The organism is Streptomyces sp. RG80, from assembly GCF_040446465.1.
Taxonomy (GTDB): domain Bacteria; phylum Actinomycetota; class Actinomycetes; order Streptomycetales; family Streptomycetaceae; genus Streptomyces.
In genome coordinates, this window is the sequence record NZ_JBEAAJ010000006.1 from 449,063 (window position 1) to 470,248 (window position 21,186).

The window sequence follows — 21,186 nt, forward strand, 5'->3', positions numbered from 1 at the left end:
CACCGTTCGGGAGTGCTCAGGAACGGCGTCGCTTCAGCCGGGGAGGGCGGTTGTTCCGCCTTCGAGGTGTACGCGCAGGTGGGAGGGGTGGGCGGCGTCCATGTGCACGGTGTTCGTGGCGATGGCGGTGCGGCGGGTGGTGGCCTCCGGTGTGCCGGTGTTGCTGTTGACGTCGAAGCGGGGGAAGTTGCTGGAGGAGATGTCGAGCCGGATGCGGTGGCCGGCGGCGAAGCGGTTCGCGGTGTCGGGGGCGGTGACCCTGATCTCGTAGACCTCACCCGGGGTCAGCGGCTCCGCCTTCTCGTAGGAGCGGTGGAAGCGGCAGCGGACGATGCCGTCGGTGAGGTTCATGGCGAAGCCCTGCGGATAGTCGGCGTTGGGCGGGTGGACGTCGATCAGCTTGATCGTGAAGTCGGTGTCCGGTGCCGTGGTGGAGATGTGCAGCAGCGCCGAGACCGGACCGGCCAGCACCACGTCCCGATCGAGCGGTGGTGTGGTCAGGCTGATGACATCCGGGCGGGAGTCCAGGGGCAGATACGGCTCGTGTGCTCCGTACGTCCGGGCGTCCGGGGCGTTCTGGTCGAAGGCCCCGCCCGCCATCACCGGCTCGCCCGAGGTGATCTGGCCTCCCATGGTGGGGACCGGGTGGCGCGGGTCGAAGTCGTAGGTCACCGACGAGACGCTCACCGCGGGCGGAGTGGGGGTGAGGGCGCCGGCCGCGGTGAAGTACAGGTCGACGGGGGCTGCCGAGGCGGGCGGCCACTGGGTGTCCGTACGCCATTGGCCGCCGTGCCGCATGCGCCCGGCGGCATCCCGTCGGCCGTCGCCACCGCCCATGAGGAAGTACTGGACGGTGGGCAGGTCTCCGCCCTCCGGGCCGTCCTCCGTTTGGCGGCCCAGCGCGCGGTCGAACCAGCGGCGGCGGAACTCCAGGTACGACGGGGCGAGGTTGCCGTCCAGTGTCGCCAGGGGGCCGAAGTCCACGTCTCCGGCGTGTGTTTCGCAGCGGTGCCCGTGTGTCCAAGGACCCATGACCAGATAGGAGGGCGCTGACTTGAGCTGCCGCAGGGACGTGAAGTTCTCGATCGTGGAGCGGACGTAGGGGTCGTACCAGCTGCCCATGTGCAGGCTCGGCGCGTCGGGGAAGCGGTCGTAGAAGCCTCGGCCGTAGATCGCCGGGTTGCGGTAGTAGTCCCCGAAGGTGTCCTGGTGCCACTGTTCCAGGAGGAATTCCTCGTACGCCGACAGGTGCCGCAGCGGCGTGCATCCCCGCCGCCACGGCATCGCACCGAACCAGCCCGCCACGTCCACCATTCGCAGTGCCTCGGCCAGGACCGGATCCGCCGATGCCTCCGGGCTCTGCGCCGCGTGCCGAAGTGCCCAGGTGACCTGCTTGAGTTCGAAAGCGCCGCCCATCCGCATCCCCGCCTCGTACGCGGAGGAGAAGCCCCCGGAGTCCTGGAACATGGCGGCCGGCCCCGGCGCGCCCTCGGCGGCCGCGGCTGCCTGCACATGGGCGGAGTAGGACACACCCGTCATCACGACCCTGCCGTCGCACCACGGCTGTTCCCTGAGCCAGGCGATGGTGTCCACGCCGTCCGGGCCCTCGCCCAGGTACTTCACGAAGGTTCCCTCGGAGTCGCCGCGACCTCGGCAGTCCTGCCGTACGACGTGATAGCGGGCTTCGGTGAAGTGGCGTGCGATGTCCTCGGGCCGGGGGAGGGGCGCGTCGCTGCGGTTCTGGTCCGAACCGCGCTGCGTGCGCCGGCCGTAGGGCGTGCGTTCCAGGAGTACCGGCAGCGGGGTCGCCTCGGGGTCGGGTGCGGCGGAGTACAGGTCGGCGGCGAGTCGGACGCCGTCGCGCAGGGGGATGCGCAGGGCGTGGCGCCACAGAGCACCGCCCTGGAGTGGTTCGGAGCGGTGGGTGGGGGAGGCGTCGTACGTGGTCACTCCTGTGACGCTAGGCAGTCGCCCAGGGCATGGCGATCACTTGACGTCATCAGGTCAACTGTTCTCCCGGACGGTGACCTGGAGCGATGCCGGGTCCTACTGTGCAGCAACTCCGCACCGCTCCTCGTGCCGTCGCGACGGACCGGGTGCGGCTTCCGGCCCCGCTTCTCAAGGGGCACCGGCCTCGCGCCTTCATCTCACCGTCTGCACAGGAGATCGTCATGAGCACATCCGACAGCCGCACCCGGGAGGTGCGGGCCGACGAGCCCGACGGGAGCGGTGGCCGCGGCTCCCGCCTCCTGGACCTGGTCGAGCGGGCGGGGAACGCGCTGCCGCATCCGTTCTGGCTGTTCTGGATCCTGGCCGGGGTGGTCGCCCTCGTCAGCTGGGCCCTGAACGTCTCCGGGGTGCGGGTCGAGGACCCCTCCTCGGGCGACCTCGTCGGCGTACGCAGTGCCCTGTCGGTGGCCGCCGTACGCGACCTGGTCACCGGCGCCGAGGAGTCCTTCGTGACCTTCGGCCCGCTGGGCACGGTGCTCATGGTGATGCTCGGCGTCGCGGTCGCCGAGCGGTCGGGACTCTTCGAGGCCCTGGCGCGCCGCATGCTCTCGGGCCTGTCGCCGCGGGCCGTCGTCCTGGGGGTGGCGCTGGGCGGCGTACTGGGCAAGTTCCTGTCCGACTCCGCGTACGTGGTCCTGATCCCGCTCGGGGCGGTGGCCTTCCGTGCCGTGGGTCGCTCTCCGATGCTCGGCATGATCGTCGCGTTCGTCTCCATCAACGCCGCGGGCGACGCCAACCCGCTGATCGCCCCCGGGGACGCCCTGTTCGCCTCGGTGGCGACCGAGGCGGCGCAGTTGGTCGACCAGGACGTCGTGGTCCGGGCGACGGACAACATGTACTTCACCACCGTCTCGGCGTTCGTGCTGGCCGGCACGATCGCCCTGGTCGTGGACAAGATCCTCGCCAAGCGTGAGCACCACCTCACCCCCGACCCGGACCTGGAGGCCGCCGCGGCCGGGCAGGTCGTCGCCGCGGAGGTCGACGACGCGACCGAGGTGCGGGCGCTGAGGCTGACCGGGCTGGCCGTGCTCGGCTACGCCGCGTTCGTCGTCCTCGCCATGCTGCCCACCGGGTCGCCACTGCGCGGTGACGGCGGCGCCATCGTGGAGTCCACCTTCATGAACGCCATCGCCGTCTTCCTCACCGCCTTCTTCCTCCTCATCGGCGCCGTCTACGGCCGGCTCACCGGGCGGATCAGAGGGAGCCGGGCGATACCGGAGTTCATGGCGGAGGGCGTACGGTCCATCGCGCCGCTGCTGGTGCTCTTCTTCGCCGTGTCCCAGTTCCTCGCCCTGTTCAAGTGGACCAACATCGCCACGGTCGTCGCCGTCGAAGGCGCCGACGTCCTCCGTGAGCTGGGCGCGCCCACTCTGGTGCTCTTCTCGCTGCTGATCGTCGCGGTCGCGCTGATGAACCTGCTCATCACGTCCGGCTCCGCCCTGTGGGCCCTGGTCGCCCCGGCACTCGTGCCGATGCTGATGCTCCTGGGCACCAGCCCCGCCACCACCATGGCCCTGTACCGCATCGCGGATTCCTGTACGAACTCCATCACCCCGATGAGCACCTCGTTCATGCTCTGCGTCGGATATCTCCAGACCCTCCGGCGCAAGGCCGGCATCGGCACATTGGTCTCCTTCACCCTGCCGGTCGCCATGATCATGCTGGTGGTGTGGGTGCTGCTGTTCTTCGTCTGGTACCTGCTGGGCATCCCGCTCGGCCCGGGCGCCCCGGTGCGGTGAGTCTCCGTACGCTGTCAGCGTGAGCATCGTCCTCGACCTCAACGGTCTGCGCTCCGCGGACGTCGTCGTCGCTCCGTCCGCGCTGTCGGAACTCATGGCGAGCCTGCATGTACTCGCCGAACCCGAGCATCACCCCGAGGCCGCCGGATGGACGGCCCGTGCCGTCGCGGCCAGGCCCGAACTGCGCGACGAGCTGTCCGTGTTCGCTCCCCTGTGGGCCCGCTTCCGCTGCCGTCTGTTCTTTCCGCGTACGCTCCCGCTCGCGGCGAGCCTGGACGAGGAGCTGGCGGAGATCGCGGCCATGCCCGCCGAGGACTTCCTCGTGGAGCTGGCGGCCGGAGTCCTGGGCACCACCGCACAACAGGTGCCGCCGGCTCGTGAACTGCGCGTCGGCACGGCCGCGGCGGACGACTTCACCCGCCGCTGCCTGCGCCGCTCCTACTCCCGCGGGGAGCTCGCGCGGCAGCTGGTGGCGGCACCCCTCGAGCTGCGGGACCGACTGCTCGCGGTGCTGCGCGCGGCCGATGCAGCGTTCTTCGCCGAGGACTGGCGCACCACCCTGCGCCCGCCTCTGGAGGACCATGCCCGGGAGGTCGGCCGCCGGCTGGTCGCCCGGTCACCCGCGGACTTCCTGACCGAACTGCTGCCGACGGCGGCGCGCGTCGGGCCGGGGGAGCGGGTGCGGCTCGACAAGCTCCAGATCGACGAGGTGAAGGTGGCTCCGCGCCCGCTCGTGCTGGTCCCGTCCGCCCGGGTGTGGCCGCACCTGACCGTCAAGCACGAACACCCGTCGTGCGTGGTGGTGCAGTACGCCGCGCGCTCCACCACCCCGGCCGGCGAACTGAGCCTGCGGGACCTGCACGATCGGCTGATGGCGCTGACCTCGCCCGCCCGGATGGAGCTGTGCCGTCATCTGCTGGGCGAGCCCATCACCACCTCCGAACTCGCCGCCCGCCTCGGTTCGACCGAACCGCAGGTCTCCCGCGCCGTGCGCACGCTGCGCGAGGCCGGCCTGGTGCGCTCCACGCGGGACGGCAAGCTGGTCCGCCATCGGCTCGCCACGGACGTCGTCCAGCGCCTGGGCCACGACGTCCTGGCCACGGTGGCACGGTGAACGGCCGGGACGCGGGCGCCCTGAACGGCTCGGACGCCCACAGCCGTGCGGGCGGCGCCGGTGGTGATCCAGCGCACCCCGGCCGCCGTGAAGGCGACGGGCAACGGCCCCGACCGACTCCGTGCGGCCGGTGTGGCCCGCAGACGCGAGCCACGCCGGGTGAGGAGCCGCAGGAGTCAGATGACGCCGAGGTCGATCATGGTGTCGGCGACCTTGACGAAGCCCGCGATGTTCGCCCCGGCGACGTAGTTCCCCGGGGTGCCGTACTCCTCGGCGGTGTCGCGGCAGGTGGCGTGGATGCCGGTCATGATGGCGGCGAGGTGGCGGTCGGTGTCCTCGAAGGTCCAGGCGGTCCGCCCGGCGTTCTGCCGCATCTCCAGTGCCGACGTGGCGACGCCGCCCGCGTTGACCGCCTTGCCCGGGCCGAAGGCGACGCCCGCCTCCTGGAACAGCCGTACGGCCTGCGGGGTGGTGGGCATGTTGGCGCCTTCGGCGACTGCTACGACACCGTGGGTCAGAAGGGCGTGTGCCGCGTGCTCGTCGAGTTCGTTCTGGGTGGCGCAGGGCAGTGCGACCGTGCAGGGCACGTCCCAGACGGAGCCGCCCTCGACGTAGTGGGACCGGGTCATGGTCTGCGCGTACTCCTTGATCCGGGCGCGGCGAACTTCCTTGATGTCCCTGACCAGTTCGACGTCGATGCCGGCCGCGTCGACCACATAGCCACCGGAGTCGGACATCGCGACGACCCGGGCGCCGAGTTCGTGCGCCTTCCGGGCGGCGTGGAGGGCGACGTTGCCGGAGCCGGAGACGACGACCTGCCGGCCGTCGAGGTCCTGGCCGCGTGCGGCGAGCATCTCGGAGACGAAGTAGACGGTGCCGTACCCGGTCGCCTCGGTGCGGACGTGGGAGCCGCCCCAGTTCAGGCCCTTGCCGGTGAGGACGCCGGACTCGTAGCGGTTGGTGATGCGCTTGTACTGGCCGAAGAGGTAGCCGATCTCGCGCGTGCCGACCCCGATGTCCCCGGCGGGCACGTCGGTGTGCTCGCCCAGGTGGCGGTGGAGCTCGGTCATGAACGACTGGCAGAACCGCATGATCTCGCCGTCCGAGCGGCCCTTGGGATCGAAGTCGGCGCCTCCCTTGCCACCCCCGATGGGCAGTCCGGTCAGGGCGTTCTTGAAGATCTGCTCGAAGCCGAGGAACTTCACGATGCCCAGATTCACGGAAGGGTGGAAGCGCAGGCCGCCCTTGAACGGCCCGAGCGCGGAGTTGAACTCCACGCGGAAACCCCGGTTGACCTGCACCCGCCCGGCGTCGTCCACCCACGGCACGCGGAACACCAACTGCCGCTCCGGCTCGCACAGTCGCTCGAGAATCCGGTGGCGGAGGTACTCCGGGCGCCGGGCGAGCACGGGTTCCAGGGACTCCAGCACCTCTCGCGCCGCCTGGTGGAACTCGGACTGTGCGGGATCCCTGGCCAGGACGCCTGCGAAGACGTCGGCGGTCAGACGCAGTTGCGCGGGTGGCGTGTGCTGGACGGTCATGACGTACCTCCTTGTACGGCGTTGCAAGCGGAGGTACGGAAGATCGCCGGGCGGAGACTCAGCGGAAGGGGAAACGCCCCACTTCCTGTGGGGACCGGCGGAATCTGACCGATCGACAAAAGGCTTGCCGTTGTTGCCTTCTGGAGCGAAGGGACGAAGGTCACAGCAGCGTATCGGGCATTTGACGCTTCAAACTTCACACAAGGCACACAAGTTGGTTAAGTTGGCCACTGCCTGCACGACTGCCTTTGATGAACTGGTCGGCTCGTGCGTCGCCGTACGGAAGGAGTCTGTTCCATGTCGCCGGAACCCTTGCTCTCGCAGTCCGCGGGTGCCGCGTCGACACGGGAAGGCGAGGCACCGAGCCGCGACGAGGTCCGCCGGAAGATCAACAGCCTCTACGACCGGGCCGAGAGCGACACAGGCACCTTCAACGCGACGCGCGCGGCCTCGGTCCCCCGTCAGCGGGGCAACGGCGGCGGCGCCCGCCCCCAGCAGGCGGCCGATCCCGACCTCTCGGCCCTGACCCGACGATGGTTCGACATGGCCCGCGCCAAGCTGGGCCCGACCGTCCCGGTGTCTCAGCCGTCCGGCCGGACGCCGGCCCGTGCGCCCCAGCCGGCACGCCCCGCACGTTCCGAGGAACGGCCCGCGCGCGCTCAGGAACGTCCCGCACAGCCGCTCGCCCTCGAAGCGCCCAAGGCGGTTCCCGGCGTGGCCGGGGGCAGGGGCGCGTCGGCCCCCGCGGCCACCGCGTCTCTCCCGGAACTGACCGCCGGTTCCGTCGCGGAGCCGACCGTCGGCACCTTCCCGGACCTCCCCTCCGCGTCCGTCTCGCCGACCGCGGCACCCGACTCCTGGTTCGACCAGAGCATGTGGAGTACCGGTCCGCAGCCGGTCATCGCCGAGAACACGGCACCGTGGGAGCTGCCCCAGGCCCCCGCGGCCCAGATTCCGGCCCCGGCGCCCACCATGGCGATGCCGACCGTCGAGAGCTCCTCCGTCGGTGCCTACGAGCTCGGGGTTCCCGGGGAGGGAGCGCCGACGTACGGTGCTGGTTTGGCGGCGGACGCGACGACGTCGTATGCCACGGGCGTGTGGGCCGACCCGGCCCCTGCCTACCCCGTCGGACTGCCGGCTGAGGCGACCACGACGACCTACGGCGCCGGCCTGCCCGCGGTCCCGGCACCCGCGATCCCGGCACCCGCTGTCCCAGCGCCCGAGTTCACAGCGCCTGAGCCGATGGCGCCTGCCTTCGCGGCTCCCGCGTTCGCCGAACCTGCGTTGGCGACCCCCACGTTTGCCGAACCCACATTCGCGGCCCCCGCCTTCACGGAACAGGCCTTCGCGGCCCCTGCCGCCGTAGCCCTCGCCGAACCTGCTGTCACGGCCACCTTCGCGCCCGCCGTGCCTAGTTGGGCCGGGGGGCACGGCACCAAGGCCGAGCGGGTGCTCGCCTTCGCGCGAGGACAGATCGGCCGGCCCTGCGTGAGGGGTGCGGTCGGGCCGGGATCCTACGACGCCCCCGGTCTCGCCCAGGCCGCCTGGAAGACCGCCGGAGTCACGCTCCCGCGGACCACGCAGGCCCAGGCCGAATACGGGATGCCGATCGCCCTCGCCGACGTACAGGTGGGGGACCTGGTCTTCTTCCACGACGACCTCGGCCACGTGGGTGTCTGGGCCGGGAACGGCATGATGATCCACGCCCCGGGCCCGGGCGCGCAGATCCGCGAGGAGTCGGTGTTCTTCGCGGGCCACGCGGCCATCAAGGGCGCGGTCCGACCGGCCTGAGGTCCTGCGTCGGCCGGTGTGGTGAGGTCGTCGCCGTGGGCCTATGAGGTGAGTACGGCGGGCGCGCCGAGCCGTGCCGCGGCGGTGCGCCATGCCGCCGTGACCGCTGTGTGCGCGTGCTGTGTCGACGCGGCCCCCCTCGGCGGTCAGATCCAGCGGATCTCCTACGTGCACATGGAGCCTCGGGCGGCGCAACGGCGCCGTGACCAGGCCTGCGAGTTGCTTGCCCGGGCTGCCCGAGACGACCCGGCGGGCACCGGCCTGTCCGACGGGCACCACGGGCGCCCCGGTGCGTCGCACGAGCCGGGACACGCCGCTGCGGAACGGTCCGGGCGCGGCTTCCGCGGCGTCGGACCGGCGGGGGAGGCCGCCCTCGGCGTAGATCAGGACCAGGTGTCCCTGCTCCAGCGCCTCGGCGGCCGCGTCCAGTGCGTGGGCGGCGCGCCGGTCGCCGCGGTGGACGGGTATGTGCCCTTCGCGGGCGAGGGCGCGACCGAGCACCGGTACGCGCCACAGCCCGGCGGTGGCCATGACGACCGGGCGGGCGCCGAGCCGGTGCAGCGCCGCGAGCACGACGGCGGGGTCGGCGAGCGAGGTGTGGTTCGCGACGATGACGCTGCCCGGGGCGAGGTCGGCGTTGTCGTCGGCGGTGACGGTCAGACGGCCTACGGCCGGCACCACGAAGTCGGCGAAGCGGCTGAGCATGTGTGTGATCCCCTGGGCTCGATGTGTCGATCTTCATCGTCGGCCGGGGGAGTGGCCGGGGCCTGAGCCCGCGTACTCATGTTTTCGGGGCCCGGCACTCAGCCGTGGAGCTGCTGTCCGTGGGTGAAGTCCTGCCTCATCGGGTCGCGAGCACGGCGACGAAACCGGCCAGTGCCGCGAGCAATCCGAGGACCGCCAGCGCGCGTGCGGCCTTCGGCGCCCTCTTGGTGAAGCGCTCCGTCACCTGGTAGATCGCGGTGATGAGGAGGAGCGCCGCCGTGACGTGCAACAGCACCGCCAGGCTCACTCCGACGACCGCTCCCGCCTTCCAGAAGCGTCCCCAGGTCACCGACCAGACCACCGCGAACACGATCGCGGCTGTGAGCCCGCCGACGAGCTCCTGCCAGTACGGCCGGTCGCCCATCCACCACAGGTTCCCGAGCCAGGAGATCTCGACATCGAAGAGGTCGATGGTCGCCCAGGTGCCGAGCACCAGGATCCCCAGGCCGGTCAGGCCGACGATCAGGCGGTAGCGCCACTTGAGCCAGGTCGACCAGTTCGTTCCCTCACAGCTCACCATGGTCGCCATGGCGACCGCCGACCAGATCAGCCAGCGCCGGATCAGCGCGGTGCCGGCATCCGCCAGCGCATCACGCAGTACGCGGTCGGCGTCCACGCGCGACAGGACCTTGTGGTCGGTCGAGATGTACTCCGGGGCGCCCTCCGGATGGCTCAGCCCGTCGTGCAGCAACGTGGCCGGGAGGTGCTCGCCGGTCTTCGGCACGAGCCAGGTGAGAAACGCGGGTACCGAGGTCAGGTCGGTATGGAAGGTGCCGGTCTCCCCGGGCACCAGAAGCTCGCCCAGGTGCCGGTCGCGGTATGCGATGCGCCGCTTCATCAGGAAGCACTCTTTGCGGTTCACGATGACCTGCTCGAGCTCGATGCGGGCGTCGGCGCGCGGATTCGGTGGTTCTTCCTGGTGTCCCTTCGAACCGTCGATGCCACCGTCGTAGAACCGGCTCGGTTCCTTGGCGATCGGGACACTGCCCTCCGATACGGCCATGTCGGCCTCCCTCTCGCGCCGCTCGCGGGACGTGCGCGTATTTCATTCCTTCCGGCAATGAGCTGCCGTTATGCGTCCTTTTGAGAGGCATTTACCGGGAGAGCTCGGGGGCATGCGGCGGAGGTTCGGGGCGGGGCGGGTGCTGTCTGTCGGGGAGCTGAGCAGGTCGGATGAAGTCCGCGGAGCCATCAGCGTGTGGCGAGGCGCTCCAGGAGGGTGGCGCTCCGTGCGAGCAACGCCCGCTCCTCGTCCGTGAGTTCGGCCTCGATGGCCTGGGCGAGCCAGCCCGCCCTGCGGCCGCGCTCCGCTTCGAGGGCGGCCCGGCCCGCGTCCGTCAGTTCGATCAGCGACTTGCGGCCGTCCGTGGGATGGGCCCGGCGAGTGATCAGGTCCTGTTCCATGAGGAGGCCCACCGCGCGGGCCATCGACTGGGGGCGTACGCGCTGATCGGCGGCGAGGTCGCTGGTGGTCATGGCGCCGTCGCGGTCGAGTGCGCCGAGCACGGCGACCTGGCCCAGTGGAATGCGGTCCTCGTGTTTGACGCGTCGGGTGAGCTTGCCCATCGCGGTGCGCAGTTCGGCGGCGATGGCGGCGGCTTCCGGGGTGGGCATAGGGCACTTTACCCCGCTGGTCAGCGTTGCTGTGCACCTGACCTGCACAGCAATGCTGTACAGCAAAACTGAGCAGCGAAACTGAGCAGCATTGCTGTAGGGTTTGGCGTTGTCGGGCTCAGCGCCAGCGTTGTCGCAGCCGGGGCCACGGCACACGACAACGGGAAGGAACTCCCATGTCCGCAAAGGCAGTCGGAACCGTCGACGCCACCATCGAGACCGTCAGTGCCCGCCGGATCATCGACAGCCGCGGCAACCCCACGGTCGAGGTCGACGTCGTCCTGACGGACGGTTCCCTGGGGCGCGCGGCCGTCCCCTCCGGCGCCTCCACCGGTGCCCGGGAGGCCGTGGAACTGCGCGACGGAGACTCCGCGCGCTGGCACGGCAAGGGCGTCGACCGCGCCGTGGCCCACGTCAACGGCGAGATCGCGGCGGTCGTGCGCGGCCGGGACGCGGCGGACCAGGCGGGGCTCGACGCCGCGCTGGTCGCCCTCGACGGCACCGCCACAAAGTCCCGGCTCGGCGCCAACGCGATCCTCGGCGTCTCCCTCGCCGTCGCCAAGGCGGCCGCGGCGGCCCACCGCCGGCCCCTCTACCGCTACCTCGGCGGCCCGGACGCCCACCTCCTGCCGCTGCCGATGATGAACATCGTCAACGGCGGCGCCCACGCCGACAATCCGCTGGACTTCCAGGAGTTCATGATCGTGCCCGTGGGTGCGGACACCTTCGCCGAAGCCGTCCGCATGGGCAGCGAGGTGTTCCACACCCTGCGCCGCGATCTGCTGGCCGCCGGGCACTCCACGGGCGTGGGCGACGAAGGTGGCTTCGCGCCCGCGCTGCGTACCGCTGAAGAGGCGCTCGACTTCGTGATGACCGCCATCGCGCGCACCGGCTACCGTCCCGGCGAGGACATCGGCCTGGTCATGGACCCGGCGTCGTCGGAGTTCTTCCGCGACGGGGTGTACGACTACACGGGCGAGGGAGTGCGCCGCACCCCCTCGGAGCACGCCGACTACCTGGCGAAGCTCATCGACGCCTACCCCGTCGTCTCCATCGAGGACCCGATGGCGGAGAACGACCTGGACGGCTGGCGCGAGCTGACCGCCCGCGTCGGGGAGCGCTGCCAACTCACCGGCGACGACGTGTTCTGCACCAACGAGACCCTGCTGCGCGAGGGCATTCGTACCGGCGTCGGCAACTCGGTCCTGGTCAAGGTCAATCAGATCGGCACCCTGACCGAGGCGCTGGCAGCGGTGGCCACGGCCCACGAGGCGGGCTGGACGGTCGTCATGTCGCACCGCTCGGGCGAGACGGAGGACACCACCATCGCCGACCTGGCGGTGGCGACCGGCTGCGGCCAGATCAAGACCGGCTCGCTGTCTCGCTCCGACCGCACGGCGAAGTACAACCAACTGATCAGGATCGAGGAGGAGTTGGGCGACTCGGCGCGCTACGCGGGCCGCTCGGCCCTGAGCCGAGCCTGACTCACCGGTGGCCGAGCCCACGTGGCTCGGCCACCGGTGATGCGTACGGCGTACCTACGGGGCCATTTCGTACGCGCCGGACAGTGCCTCGACCTGCTGCCAGACCCGCTCGGTGCGCGCCGTGTCGACGACCGGTCGCCGGACCGAGCCCAGCGCCCATACCTGCTGCTGTTCGGTCGCCGAGTCCTTGCCGTGCAGTTCGACGGCGTGCGCGGAGAAGTCCCGTACGAGGACGGCGAAGAGCTCGTCGAGCACGTCCTCGTCGAGCCCGGTCAGGCCGGCCTGCTCCAGGACGAGCTGCCCGTGCACGACGAGCGCGAAGAGCTGACCGATCGACAGCACGAGGTCGAGGTCGCGGCTCTGCTCCGCGTCGGGGGCCGCCGTGGCGACGAACTCGCAGAGCGCGTCGGCCTGTTCGCGCAGACGGGCGACGTTGGGCAGGTGGGCGTACGCCTCGAAGGCCGGGCGCCAGTCGTGGAAGCGCACCGAGCCGAGGCCGCGGGCCGGACCCTGCCGGAACAGGAAGTCGTCGTCGGCCGCGTCGAGGCGGGTCGGCACGTCGGGGTACTCGGCCGGGTCGAGGAGGTGGTTGCGCATGAACTTCAGGATCAGCGCCAGGTTGACATGGACCGTGCCCTCCAGCTTCGGCAGGCTGCGGATCTCCACGGCCGCCTGGCCGAAGTAGTTGTCCTTCTCGAAGCCCTTCGCGGCGATGACGTCCCACATCAGGTCGACGACCTTCTCGCCCTCCGTGGTCACCTTCATCTTCGTCATCGGGTTGAAGAGCAGGTAACGGCGGTCGTCGGGACCGGCGGAGCGGAAGTAGTCGACGGCGCGGTCGCTGAACAGCTTCATGCCGACGAGCCGGACGTACGCGTCGGTCAACTCGCGCCGCACGTGCGGGAAGGCGGTGACGGGCCGGCCGTAGAGGACGCGGTTGTGGGCGTGCGTGACGGCTTCGTACATCGCGTGTTCGCAGATGCCGATCGTGGCGGTGCACAGGTTGAACTTGCCGACGTTGACCGTGTTGAGGGCGGCGTCGAAGGCGGCGCGGCCGGTGTGCAGGACGTCCTCGGCCGCTACGGGATAGTCCTCCAGCCGGAACTCGCTGACGAACTTGGACGAGTCGACGACGTTCTTGACCAGGTGGTACGCCGGATGACGGCTGTCGGCCGCGAAGAACACATAGCCGTCGGGGCCCTCGACGTCGCTGCGGCGGCCGAAGACGGAGACGAGCCCGGCGGCGTTTCCGTTGCCGATGTAGTACTTGGAGCCGGTGGCGCGGAAGCCGCCGTCGCCGGCGGGCTCGAGGACCATGTCGGTGTTGTAGATGTCGGCGCCGTGGGCCTTCTCGGACAGGCCGAACGCGAACACCTCCCCCTGGGCGAGGAGTTCCGCGGCGCGGGCGCGGGCGGCGGCGTTGTCGCTCTGCCAGACCGGTCCAAGGCCGAGGATGGTGACCTGCCAGGCGTACCAGTAGTCCAGGCCGTAGAAGCCGAGGATCTCGTTGAGCGCGGCGATACGGGCGGTGTCCCACCGCTTGTCCGGCTCTCCCTCGGAGGCGGCGGAGGACGGGGTCAGGAAGGTGGCGAACAGGTTCTCCTTCGCGGCGAAGGCGAGGAAGTCACCGAGCCAGGCCCGGGTCCGGTAGTCCTCGATCAGTTGCCGCTTCCCGCGCTCCTCGAACCAGTCGACGGTGGCACGCAGCAGGCGGCGCGTCTCGGGGTCGAAGTGCGCGGGGTCGTACGTGCGCGGGTTGAAGAGCAACTGGTCAGCCATGGTGAGGGCCTCTTTCGGCTGGCGGGCGGATGGGAATCGGGAGGTACGGCGGCTGCGGGAGCTGGAGTGGAGGTGCGGTCGACGGGTGTGGCGGCGGTCAGTGGACCGGGCCGAACCGGGCCAAGGTGGTGAGCACGTCGTCGAGCCAGTCGATCATCATGCGCTCGTAGGCGATGCCGCCGCGAAGGACCGCGTGCTGGAGTTCGCGCTCCGCGTCGAGCGGGTTCTGCCGGGCGGCCGCGCTCGCCTCGGGCCCTGTGAAGTCCCGCTCCTCGCCCACGAGATAGTGCGCCAGCCGGTCCTGGTGGGCCTGCCGGTGCCGCTCCACCTCGCGGATCAGGGCGGCCGGGTCGTCGAAGGCGGCACCGCGGATCTTCACCGCCAGGTCGTGGCGGACGCTGTCCGGCTCGATCGGATCGTGCAACCAGGAGGACAGCGCGGCGCGGCCGAGGTCGGCGACGGAGTACTCCTTCTTGTCCGGCCGGCCTTGCTGCGGGACGTCCTGGACGTCGACCCAACCGTCGTTCTCCATGCGCTTGAGCACGCGGTAGATCTGCTGGTGGGTGGCGGTCCAGAAGTAGCCGATGGATCGCTCGAAACGCCGGGCCAGCTCATAGCCGGAGCCCGGCTTCTCCAAGAGCGACACCAAGATCGCGTGTTCGAGCGCCATGACGATGATCGTGCTATGCAACTCGTTGCATAGCAAGTCTCAGCAGCACCGATGCGACGCGGCTCACCTCGACGCGCGAGCAGCACCGGCTCGCGGGAGGCCGGCCGGTCAGGCCCCGCTGCCTACGCGTCGACGCGAACGTCCAGGTGATCGGCCACGCTGGTCAGGGCTGTCCCCAGGGGGAGCGCGACGCGGGTGAGGGCGTGCCGGTCGCCCCGGGTGGGATCCCGGTTGACGATGAGCACCGGTTTGCCGGCCTCGGACGCCTGCCGGACGAACCGGAGCCCCGACATCACCGTCAGCGAGGAGCCCAGGACCAGCAGCGAGGTGGCCTCGCGGACCAACTGACGGCAGTGCTCGACCCGCGGTGGCGGGACGGACTCACCGAAGAACACGACGTCCGGCTTGAGGATGCCGCCACAGCTCACGCAGGGCATCACGCGGAAGTCCCCGACCTGCGCGTCGGTGAGGTCGGCGTCGCCGTCGGGGTTGATTGCCGCGGCCACCGGATCGAAGCCCGCGTTGGCCTCTTCCAGACGGAGCGCGAGTTCACGGCGAGAGCTCACGGCGCCGCAGGACAGGCAGACGACCCGGTCCAGGCTGCCGTGCAGCTCGACGACGTCCTCGCTGCCGGCGGCCTGATGCAGACCGTCGACGTTCTGAGTGATCACACCCGACAGCAGTCCGGAACGCGCGAACGCGGCCACCGCCCGGTGTCCGGCATTGGGGCGGGCACGACCGAAGGTACGCCAGCCGAGGTGGCCGCGCGCCCAGTACCGGCGGCGGGCCTGGGCGTCGGCGGTGAAGTCCTGGTAGGTCATTGGCGTGTGCCGGCCAAGGCTCCCGCCCTCGCCCCGGTAGTCGGGGATGCCCGACTCCGTGGAGAGGCCCGCTCCGCTGAGCACCAGCACGCCGCCGGTGTTTAGGGCGTCGACGACCGGGGCCAGATCCGTGGTGCCGGGCGGCAGGTCCGCGTCGGGAGTCCAGCTCAGGGTGGGGCGCATCCGCATGCCGCCAGGGTACGAAATCCGAGGCCGTACGGCCGTCGCCCGGTCAGGACGGGATGCCGCAGCGGCGCGACGTACGGCGTGCTCGCAGCCGCTGGACCGTGTGTCCTGTTCGGGAACGGGTAGTCGGTGGTTTGTCCGGGAAAAAGGGGTCTGTCGTGACGGTGGGCCACCCTGTGAGGCCGGGGGATCCGCTCATGGGGCGCAGGGGCACCCGATACGCCCGGTGCGGCAAGCAGTGCGGCAAGCAGCGGTGCGGCAGGAGGCGGAGGACGTGGCTGAGCACGCCGCAGTGGCGTTGAGACTGATGCGGCTGATGCAGGACAGCCACACCGTCACGCTCGAACAGCTGCCCGAGCTGATCGCACGGCACACGGCGGACGTCGGCATGCACGACACCGCCGTGTTCGTCACGGACCTCCGGGAAACAGTGCTGCGCCAGCTGACCGGCAACGGACCGAGCGCCGGTGGCGGCGGGCAGGAGTTCACCGTCCAGGGCACTCTGCCCGGCCAGGCCTATCAGCGCGTGGATCTGCTGGCCCAGACCGATCCCGCGGCCGGTGATCAGGGCGGGCGTCGGCGGTGGTGGGTGGCCGTCACCGACGGTGTGGAACGGCTGGGTGTGCTGCGGGCCGACACGGACACCGACGACGAACCGACCCGTCAGGCGCTGCGTGATCTGGCGTCCATGACGGCCCTGCTCCTGTTGAGCAAGCGTTCCTTCAGCGACTCCTTCTCCCGCCTGATGCGCACCGAGCCCATGAACGTCGCCGCCGAGATGCAGTGGCACCTGACTCCGCCGCCCGCTTTCGCCGGAGCCGAGGCCACCGTCGGCGCGGTGATGGAACCCGCCTACCAGATCGGCGGCGACGCCTTCGACTACGCCGTGGCGGGCGGCATCCTCCATCTGAGCGTCTTCGATGCCATGGGCCACGACACCACCGCCGGGATCACCGCCAACGTCGCCGTGTCCGCCTGCCGCAACGCCCGTCGCCAGGGCGCCTCCCTGACGCAGACCAGCCGGCACGTGGAGGCCATCCTCGTCGAGCAGTTCGGCACCAGCCGCTATGTCACCGGCATTCTGGCCGACCTGGACCTGGAGACCGGCCGACTGAAGTGGATCAACCGCGGGCACCACCTGCCGGTCCTCATCCGCGGCAACCGGTGGATCACCGAACTGGTCTGCCGCCCGGCCGGCCCCATGGGCGCCGACCTCGGCCTGCCGGTGGACGAGTGCACCGAGCAACTCGAGCCCGGCGACCGCCTGCTGCTGTACACCGACGGCGTCATCGAGGCTCGCGATGCCCAAGGCCGGCAGTTCGGCCGGGACCGGTTCGTGGACTTCGTCCTGCGTCACCACTCAGGTCGGCACACGCTGCACGAAACCCTGCGGCGGCTGATGGCGGCGGTGCTGCTCCATCACGACGGCACGCTCGACGACGACGCCACCGTGCTGCTCACCGAGTGGCGTGGCGGCCATCAGCACCAACTGACGCCCTGAAAAGGGTTGGACGGGGCGCTGCCCGCACTTGTAGCTTGCAGTCGACCGTGACACCGCCCGAGGAGGTGAGACCCATGAACGCTGTATCGATGTGGGTGCTCCCCCTTTCCGTCATGGCCGGCGACTGACGTAGGTGTCGCCGGGAGCGCCTCGCCAATGAAGGCACTCCCGAAGGGCAACACCTGTGGATTCTTCGCAGTTCACCGTCTCCGGCGCCGATCGTGCGTCCCAAATGTTCGATGTGATCATCGCCGGATGCGGGCCGACCGGCGCGATGCTGGCGGCCGAACTACGCCTGCACGATGTGCGGGTACTCGTCCTGGAGAAGGAGACCGAGCCCGCGTCTTTCGTCCGCATCGTCGGTCTGCACATACGCAGCCTCGAACTGATGGCCATGCGCGGTCTGCTGGATCGCTTGCGCGCACACGGAAGGCAGCGTCCGGCCCGCGGATTCTTCGCCGCCATCGACAAACCCGTGCCCCCAGGTCTGGATTCCGCGCATGCCTATCTGCTGGGCATTCCGCAGCCGGTCGTCGTTCGCCTCCTCGAAGAGCATGCGATCCAACTGGGCGCGCAGGTCAGGCGCGGTTGTGCGGTGGCCGATCTCGAGCAGGACGACGAGGGCGTGACCGTCAGGCTGGCCGACGGTGAACAGGTGCGGTCGCGCTATCTCGTCGGCTGTGACGGCGGGCGCAGCACGGTGCGCAAACTGCTCGGCGTCGGCTTCCCCGGGGAGCCCTCGCGGAACGAGACGCTGATGGGCGAGATGGAAGTGGGTGTGCCGCAGGAGGAGATCGCCGCCAAGGTCGCCGAAATCGCCGTGACCGACAAGCGATTCTGGCTCAGGCCCTTCGGCGGAGGCGCCTACAGCGTCGTGGTCCCCGCCGCGGGAGTCAGCGATCGCGCGGAACCCCCCACCCTCGAGGATTTCCGGCAGCAGCTGCGCACCGTCGCCGGAACCGATTTCGGCGTGCACTCCCCGCGCTGGTTGTCCCGCTTCGGGGATGCCACCCGGCTCGCCGAACGCTATCGGGTCGGACGGGTACTGCTGGCCGGCGACGCGGCACACATCCACCCGCCCACCGGCGGCCAGGGCCTCAACCTGGGTGTGCAGGACGCGTTCAACCTCGGCTGGAAACTGGCCGCACAGATCCGCGGCTGGGCGCCGGAACCACTGCTGGACACCTACCAAACCGAACGCCGCCCGGTCGCCGAGGACGTGCTGGACAACACCCGCGCCCAGACGGAACTGCACTCCACCGAACCGGGCCCGCAGGCCGTACGCAGGCTGCTCACCGAACTGATGGACTTCGACGAGGTGAACCGCCACCTCATCGAGAAGATCACCGCGATCGGCATCCGTTACGACTTCGGCGAAGGCCCCGACCTGCTCGGCCGCCGCCTGCCGGACATCGACGTGAAACAGGGCCGCCTCTACGATCTGCTGCGTCGCGGCCGGGGCGTGCTGCTGGACCGCACCGAACGCCTGACCGTCGGCGGTTGGTCGGACCGGGTCGACCACCTGGCGGATCCCACCGCGGCACTGGATGCGCCGTGCGTCCTGCTGCGCCCCGACGGCCACGTCGCATGGATCGGCGACGACCAGCAGGACCTGGACGCCCATCTCTCCCGCTGGTTCGGCACGCCCGCCGACTGATTGCGTCCTGTCGCTGGTGGCCCTCGCTCTTCGCCCTCAGGCCGGCTGGACTTGGTCGAAGAACGCGAGGGCCTCAGTGGGGTCCGGGCTCACGAGGCGTTCCAGCCCGGCCGTCGTGATCTGCGCCCACTTGCCGGCCCGGGCCCACATCCGCACCTCGAACGCGCGGACGGCGTCGTCCAGCTCTCCGCCTCCGGTGGCGATGGACTCGGCCAGTTCGGCGCCTTCGAGCATCGCGAGGTTCGCGCCCGCCCCCAGCGGAGGCATCAGATGGGCGGCGTCGCCCAGCAGCGTCACCCCGGGGACGTGGGGCCAGGTGTGGGACACAGGCAGGGCGTAGAAGGGGCGGTGGACGAAAGCGGTGCCGTGGCGGAGGAGGTCGAGGACGGGAGCGGCCCAACCGTCGAACAGCGCCAGCAGGCTCGCCCGCACGGCTTCGGCGTCGGCCAGATCCAGGTTCGTGTGCCAGTCCAGCGGCGCACGGAACTTGGCGTACACCTTGACGTGGCCGCCGCTGTTGCGCTGGGCGACGAGGGAGCGGTTGGCGCCGTACACAGCCACGGAACCGTCACCGATCAACCGGGCGAGGTCGGGGTGGCGGGTGTCGACGTCGTCGAGGGACGTCTCGACCGACGTGACGCCGGTGTAGCGCGGCGCCTGTGACGAGACCGCCGGACGGACCCGGGACCAGGCACCGTCCGCGCCGATCACGAGGTCGAACGTCTCCTGTAGCCCGTCCGCGGTATCGACCCGTACGCCGTCCCGGCCCCCTGGCACCACCCGCGTGACGCCCTGTCCCCACCGGACGTCGAGAGGGCCGAGCAGCAGGTCGCGGAGTTGCCCGCGGTCGATCTCGGGATTGGCCAGGTCATCGGGCCGGGGGCGCCAGTCGCGCAGCACGGTCCCGTCCGTGTCCAGGATGCGCATGGCCTGGCCCTCGGGACGGGACAGCGCCTGGAACTCCGTCAGCAGCCCGGCTTTGGCCAGGGCGAGTTGGCCCAGCCCTTCCTGCAGATCCAGCGTGCCGCCCAGGGGACGGGCATCGGGGGCGGGATCGCGTTCGAGGACGGTGACGGGGTGATCGTGACGGTGAAGGACGCGGGCGAAGGTGAGGCCGGCGGGGCCGCCTCCCACCACTGCGATGCGATGTCTCATGTCGATACACTGTATTGCTCCGATGCAGTGCATCGCAACAGTATGGTGTGACCATGACTGTGTGGGACCGGCCGGAGCCGCCGACTCGCCCCGTACCGCTCGACCGTGAGCGGATCGTCGCCGCCGCGATCTCGCTGGCCGACGAGGGCGGGCTGGAGGCGGTGTCGTTGCGCAAGGTCGCCGCCCGGCTGGACGCCGGGCCGATGCGGCTGTACGGATACATCTCCACCAAGGAGGAGTTGTTCGACCTCATGGTGGACGAGGTCTACGCCGAGATCCTCCCCGAGGAACAGCCCCGTGACTGGCGGGAGGCGCTGGGCAGCCACGCCCATCGCACCAGGCGGGCCGCCCTACGCCATGAGTGGCTGGCCGACCTGCTCGGCGGCCGCCCGAGCCTGGGCCCGAACGCCCTCGCGGTGGGCGAGGCCACGCTGTCCGCCCTCGACGGCCTCGCCGACATCGACACCGTCATGCGCGCGGTGGAGACCGTCAGCGCCTATTCCACCGGCGCGATCAGGCGCGAGGTCGCGAACCTGCGGGCCGAGCGTGCCACGGGCCTGTCCAAGTACGACTGGCAGCGCGCCTCCGGCCCGTACATGACGAAGATGCTGGCCACGGGCCGCTTTCCGGCGCTGGCCAAGGCCGTGTACGACGGCACGGACGTGGACGCCGAGGAGTCCTTCGCGACCGGCCTGGACTGGGTCCTCGACGCCGTCGCCGCCAAACTCACCGCCCCACCGGCGTGAGGCTCGGCTCCGGTCGAAGGTGAGCGAGGCGATGTCAGTGCCGGATGCCATGCTCTGCTGCCATGAACAGACTGCAGTTCTGGCAGCTCATCGAGTCAGCCCGCGCCCAGGCGTCCAACCCGAACGACGGAGAAGAGGTGGCTCACGGGGCCACCTCGCTGTTGGCCTCGTATCCGACTGAGGAGATCGTCGCCGCCCAGCAGGTGGTGTGGGACCTGATGGCCGACTCCTACACCAACCCTCTGTGGGCCGCCGCCTACATGATCAACGGTGGCTGCTCCGACGACGGCTTCGACTACTTCCGAGGCTGGTTGATCACGCAGGGGCGCGAAGTCTTCGAGCGCACAATCCTCGACCCCGATGCCCTCGCGGAACTCCCCGTCGTGCGAGCCTCAGCGGTCGACGGCATCGATCTCGAAGGTGAGGACACCTTGAGCATCGCCTGGGACGCACACGTCAAGGCGACCGGCGGGCAACTCCCCGACGACGCGTTCACCATCCGATACCCGGAGCTGGACCCGGCGTGGGACTTCGACTTCGACGACCGAGACGAGATGACGAGCCGACTGCCACGGCTGGCGGCTCTCTACCTTCAGTAGGCCTACCCCTTCGT

The 21,186-nt window shown here is 70.4% G+C and carries 16 protein-coding genes and 1 pseudogene; 8 read left to right on the plus strand and 9 right to left on the minus strand.

Annotated features, from left to right (window positions below; translation table 11 throughout):
* Positions 1-33: 33 nt before the first annotated feature.
* On the minus strand, positions 34-1,950 hold the full coding sequence (locus ABKA17_RS22860; protein WP_353694038.1) for a CocE/NonD family hydrolase: 1,917 nt from the start codon (positions 1,948-1,950) through the stop codon (positions 34-36).
* A gap of 221 nt (positions 1,951-2,171) precedes the next feature.
* Here ABKA17_RS22860 and ABKA17_RS22865 point away from each other — a divergent pair, with 221 nt between their 5' ends.
* Positions 2,172-3,749 carry an AbgT family transporter gene (locus tag ABKA17_RS22865; RefSeq protein ID WP_353694039.1) on the plus strand — a complete coding sequence of 526 codons (1,578 nt, stop codon included), beginning with the start codon at positions 2,172-2,174 and terminating at the stop codon, positions 3,747-3,749.
* 19 nt (positions 3,750-3,768) lie between these two features.
* Positions 3,769-4,863: an ArsR/SmtB family transcription factor gene (locus ABKA17_RS22870; RefSeq protein WP_353694040.1), complete on the plus strand. Its 1,095-nt coding sequence runs from the start codon at positions 3,769-3,771 to the stop codon at positions 4,861-4,863.
* 176 nt (positions 4,864-5,039) lie between these two features.
* Here ABKA17_RS22870 and gdhA read toward each other — a convergent pair whose 3' ends face one another.
* Positions 5,040-6,404: an NADP-specific glutamate dehydrogenase gene (gdhA, locus tag ABKA17_RS22875; protein WP_353694041.1), complete on the minus strand. Its 1,365-nt coding sequence runs from the start codon at positions 6,402-6,404 to the stop codon at positions 5,040-5,042.
* 297 nt (positions 6,405-6,701) lie between these two features.
* Here gdhA and ABKA17_RS47965 point away from each other — a divergent pair, with 297 nt between their 5' ends.
* A complete protein-coding gene (locus tag ABKA17_RS47965) occupies positions 6,702-8,195 on the plus strand; it encodes a C40 family peptidase (RefSeq protein WP_502994336.1) in 1,494 nt (497 codons plus the stop codon).
* Positions 8,196-8,236: 41 nt separating this feature from the next.
* Here ABKA17_RS47965 and ABKA17_RS22890 read toward each other — a convergent pair.
* The 3 genes and pseudogenes from ABKA17_RS22890 to ABKA17_RS22900 form a co-directional block, all read right to left on the minus strand.
* Positions 8,237-8,900, minus strand: a pseudogene (locus ABKA17_RS22890) (lysophospholipid acyltransferase family protein).
* A 136-nt stretch (positions 8,901-9,036) separates the two neighbouring features.
* Entirely contained in the window at positions 9,037-9,963 is a 927-nt protein-coding gene (locus ABKA17_RS22895; protein ID WP_353694044.1) for a DUF1353 domain-containing protein, read from the minus strand.
* A gap of 188 nt (positions 9,964-10,151) precedes the next feature.
* Positions 10,152-10,574: a MarR family winged helix-turn-helix transcriptional regulator gene (locus tag ABKA17_RS22900; protein WP_353694045.1), complete on the minus strand. Its 423-nt coding sequence runs from the start codon at positions 10,572-10,574 to the stop codon at positions 10,152-10,154.
* Positions 10,575-10,750: 176 nt separating this feature from the next.
* On the opposite strand from ABKA17_RS22900, the gene eno reads away from it, so the two are divergent.
* Positions 10,751-12,058: a phosphopyruvate hydratase gene (gene eno, locus ABKA17_RS22905; RefSeq protein WP_353694046.1), complete on the plus strand. Its 1,308-nt coding sequence runs from the start codon at positions 10,751-10,753 to the stop codon at positions 12,056-12,058.
* A gap of 54 nt (positions 12,059-12,112) precedes the next feature.
* Here eno and ABKA17_RS22910 read toward each other — a convergent pair whose 3' ends face one another.
* The 3 genes from ABKA17_RS22910 to ABKA17_RS22920 all read right to left on the minus strand — a co-directional run bounded on the left by ABKA17_RS22910 (position 12,113) and on the right by ABKA17_RS22920 (position 15,517).
* Positions 12,113-13,837 carry an acyl-CoA dehydrogenase family protein gene (locus tag ABKA17_RS22910; RefSeq protein WP_353694047.1) on the minus strand — a complete coding sequence of 575 codons (1,725 nt, stop codon included), beginning with the start codon at positions 13,835-13,837 and terminating at the stop codon, positions 12,113-12,115.
* Between the two features lie 97 nt (positions 13,838-13,934).
* Positions 13,935-14,507 carry a PadR family transcriptional regulator gene (locus tag ABKA17_RS22915; RefSeq protein WP_353694048.1) on the minus strand — a complete coding sequence of 191 codons (573 nt, stop codon included), beginning with the start codon at positions 14,505-14,507 and terminating at the stop codon, positions 13,935-13,937.
* Positions 14,508-14,629: 122 nt separating this feature from the next.
* Positions 14,630-15,517, minus strand: a complete 888-nt coding sequence (locus ABKA17_RS22920) for an NAD-dependent protein deacetylase (protein WP_353694049.1) — start codon at positions 15,515-15,517, stop codon at positions 14,630-14,632.
* A 304-nt stretch (positions 15,518-15,821) separates the two neighbouring features.
* On the opposite strand from ABKA17_RS22920, the gene ABKA17_RS22925 reads away from it, so the two are divergent.
* On the plus strand, positions 15,822-17,015 hold the full coding sequence (locus ABKA17_RS22925; protein ID WP_502994354.1) for a PP2C family protein-serine/threonine phosphatase: 1,194 nt from the start codon (positions 15,822-15,824) through the stop codon (positions 17,013-17,015).
* Positions 17,016-17,247: 232 nt separating this feature from the next.
* Positions 17,248-18,672 (plus strand): rifampin monooxygenase, encoded by a 1,425-nt coding sequence (gene rox, locus ABKA17_RS22930; protein WP_353694051.1) that lies wholly within the window; start codon positions 17,248-17,250, stop codon positions 18,670-18,672.
* 36 nt (positions 18,673-18,708) lie between these two features.
* Here rox and ABKA17_RS22935 read toward each other — a convergent pair whose 3' ends face one another.
* A complete protein-coding gene (locus ABKA17_RS22935) occupies positions 18,709-19,827 on the minus strand; it encodes an FAD-dependent oxidoreductase (protein WP_353694052.1) in 1,119 nt (372 codons plus the stop codon).
* 53 nt (positions 19,828-19,880) lie between these two features.
* Between ABKA17_RS22935 and ABKA17_RS22940 the strand changes: the two genes are divergently transcribed.
* Both ABKA17_RS22940 and ABKA17_RS22945 read left to right on the plus strand, forming a co-directional pair.
* Complete coding sequence (locus ABKA17_RS22940; protein WP_353694053.1) at positions 19,881-20,573, plus strand: TetR/AcrR family transcriptional regulator; 693 nt, start codon at positions 19,881-19,883, stop codon at positions 20,571-20,573.
* 62 nt (positions 20,574-20,635) lie between these two features.
* The gene (locus tag ABKA17_RS22945) at positions 20,636-21,172 is read left to right on the plus strand and encodes a DUF4240 domain-containing protein (RefSeq protein WP_353694054.1); all 537 of its coding nucleotides are present in this window, start codon (positions 20,636-20,638) and stop codon (positions 21,170-21,172) included.
* Positions 21,173-21,186: the final 14 nt, after the last annotated feature.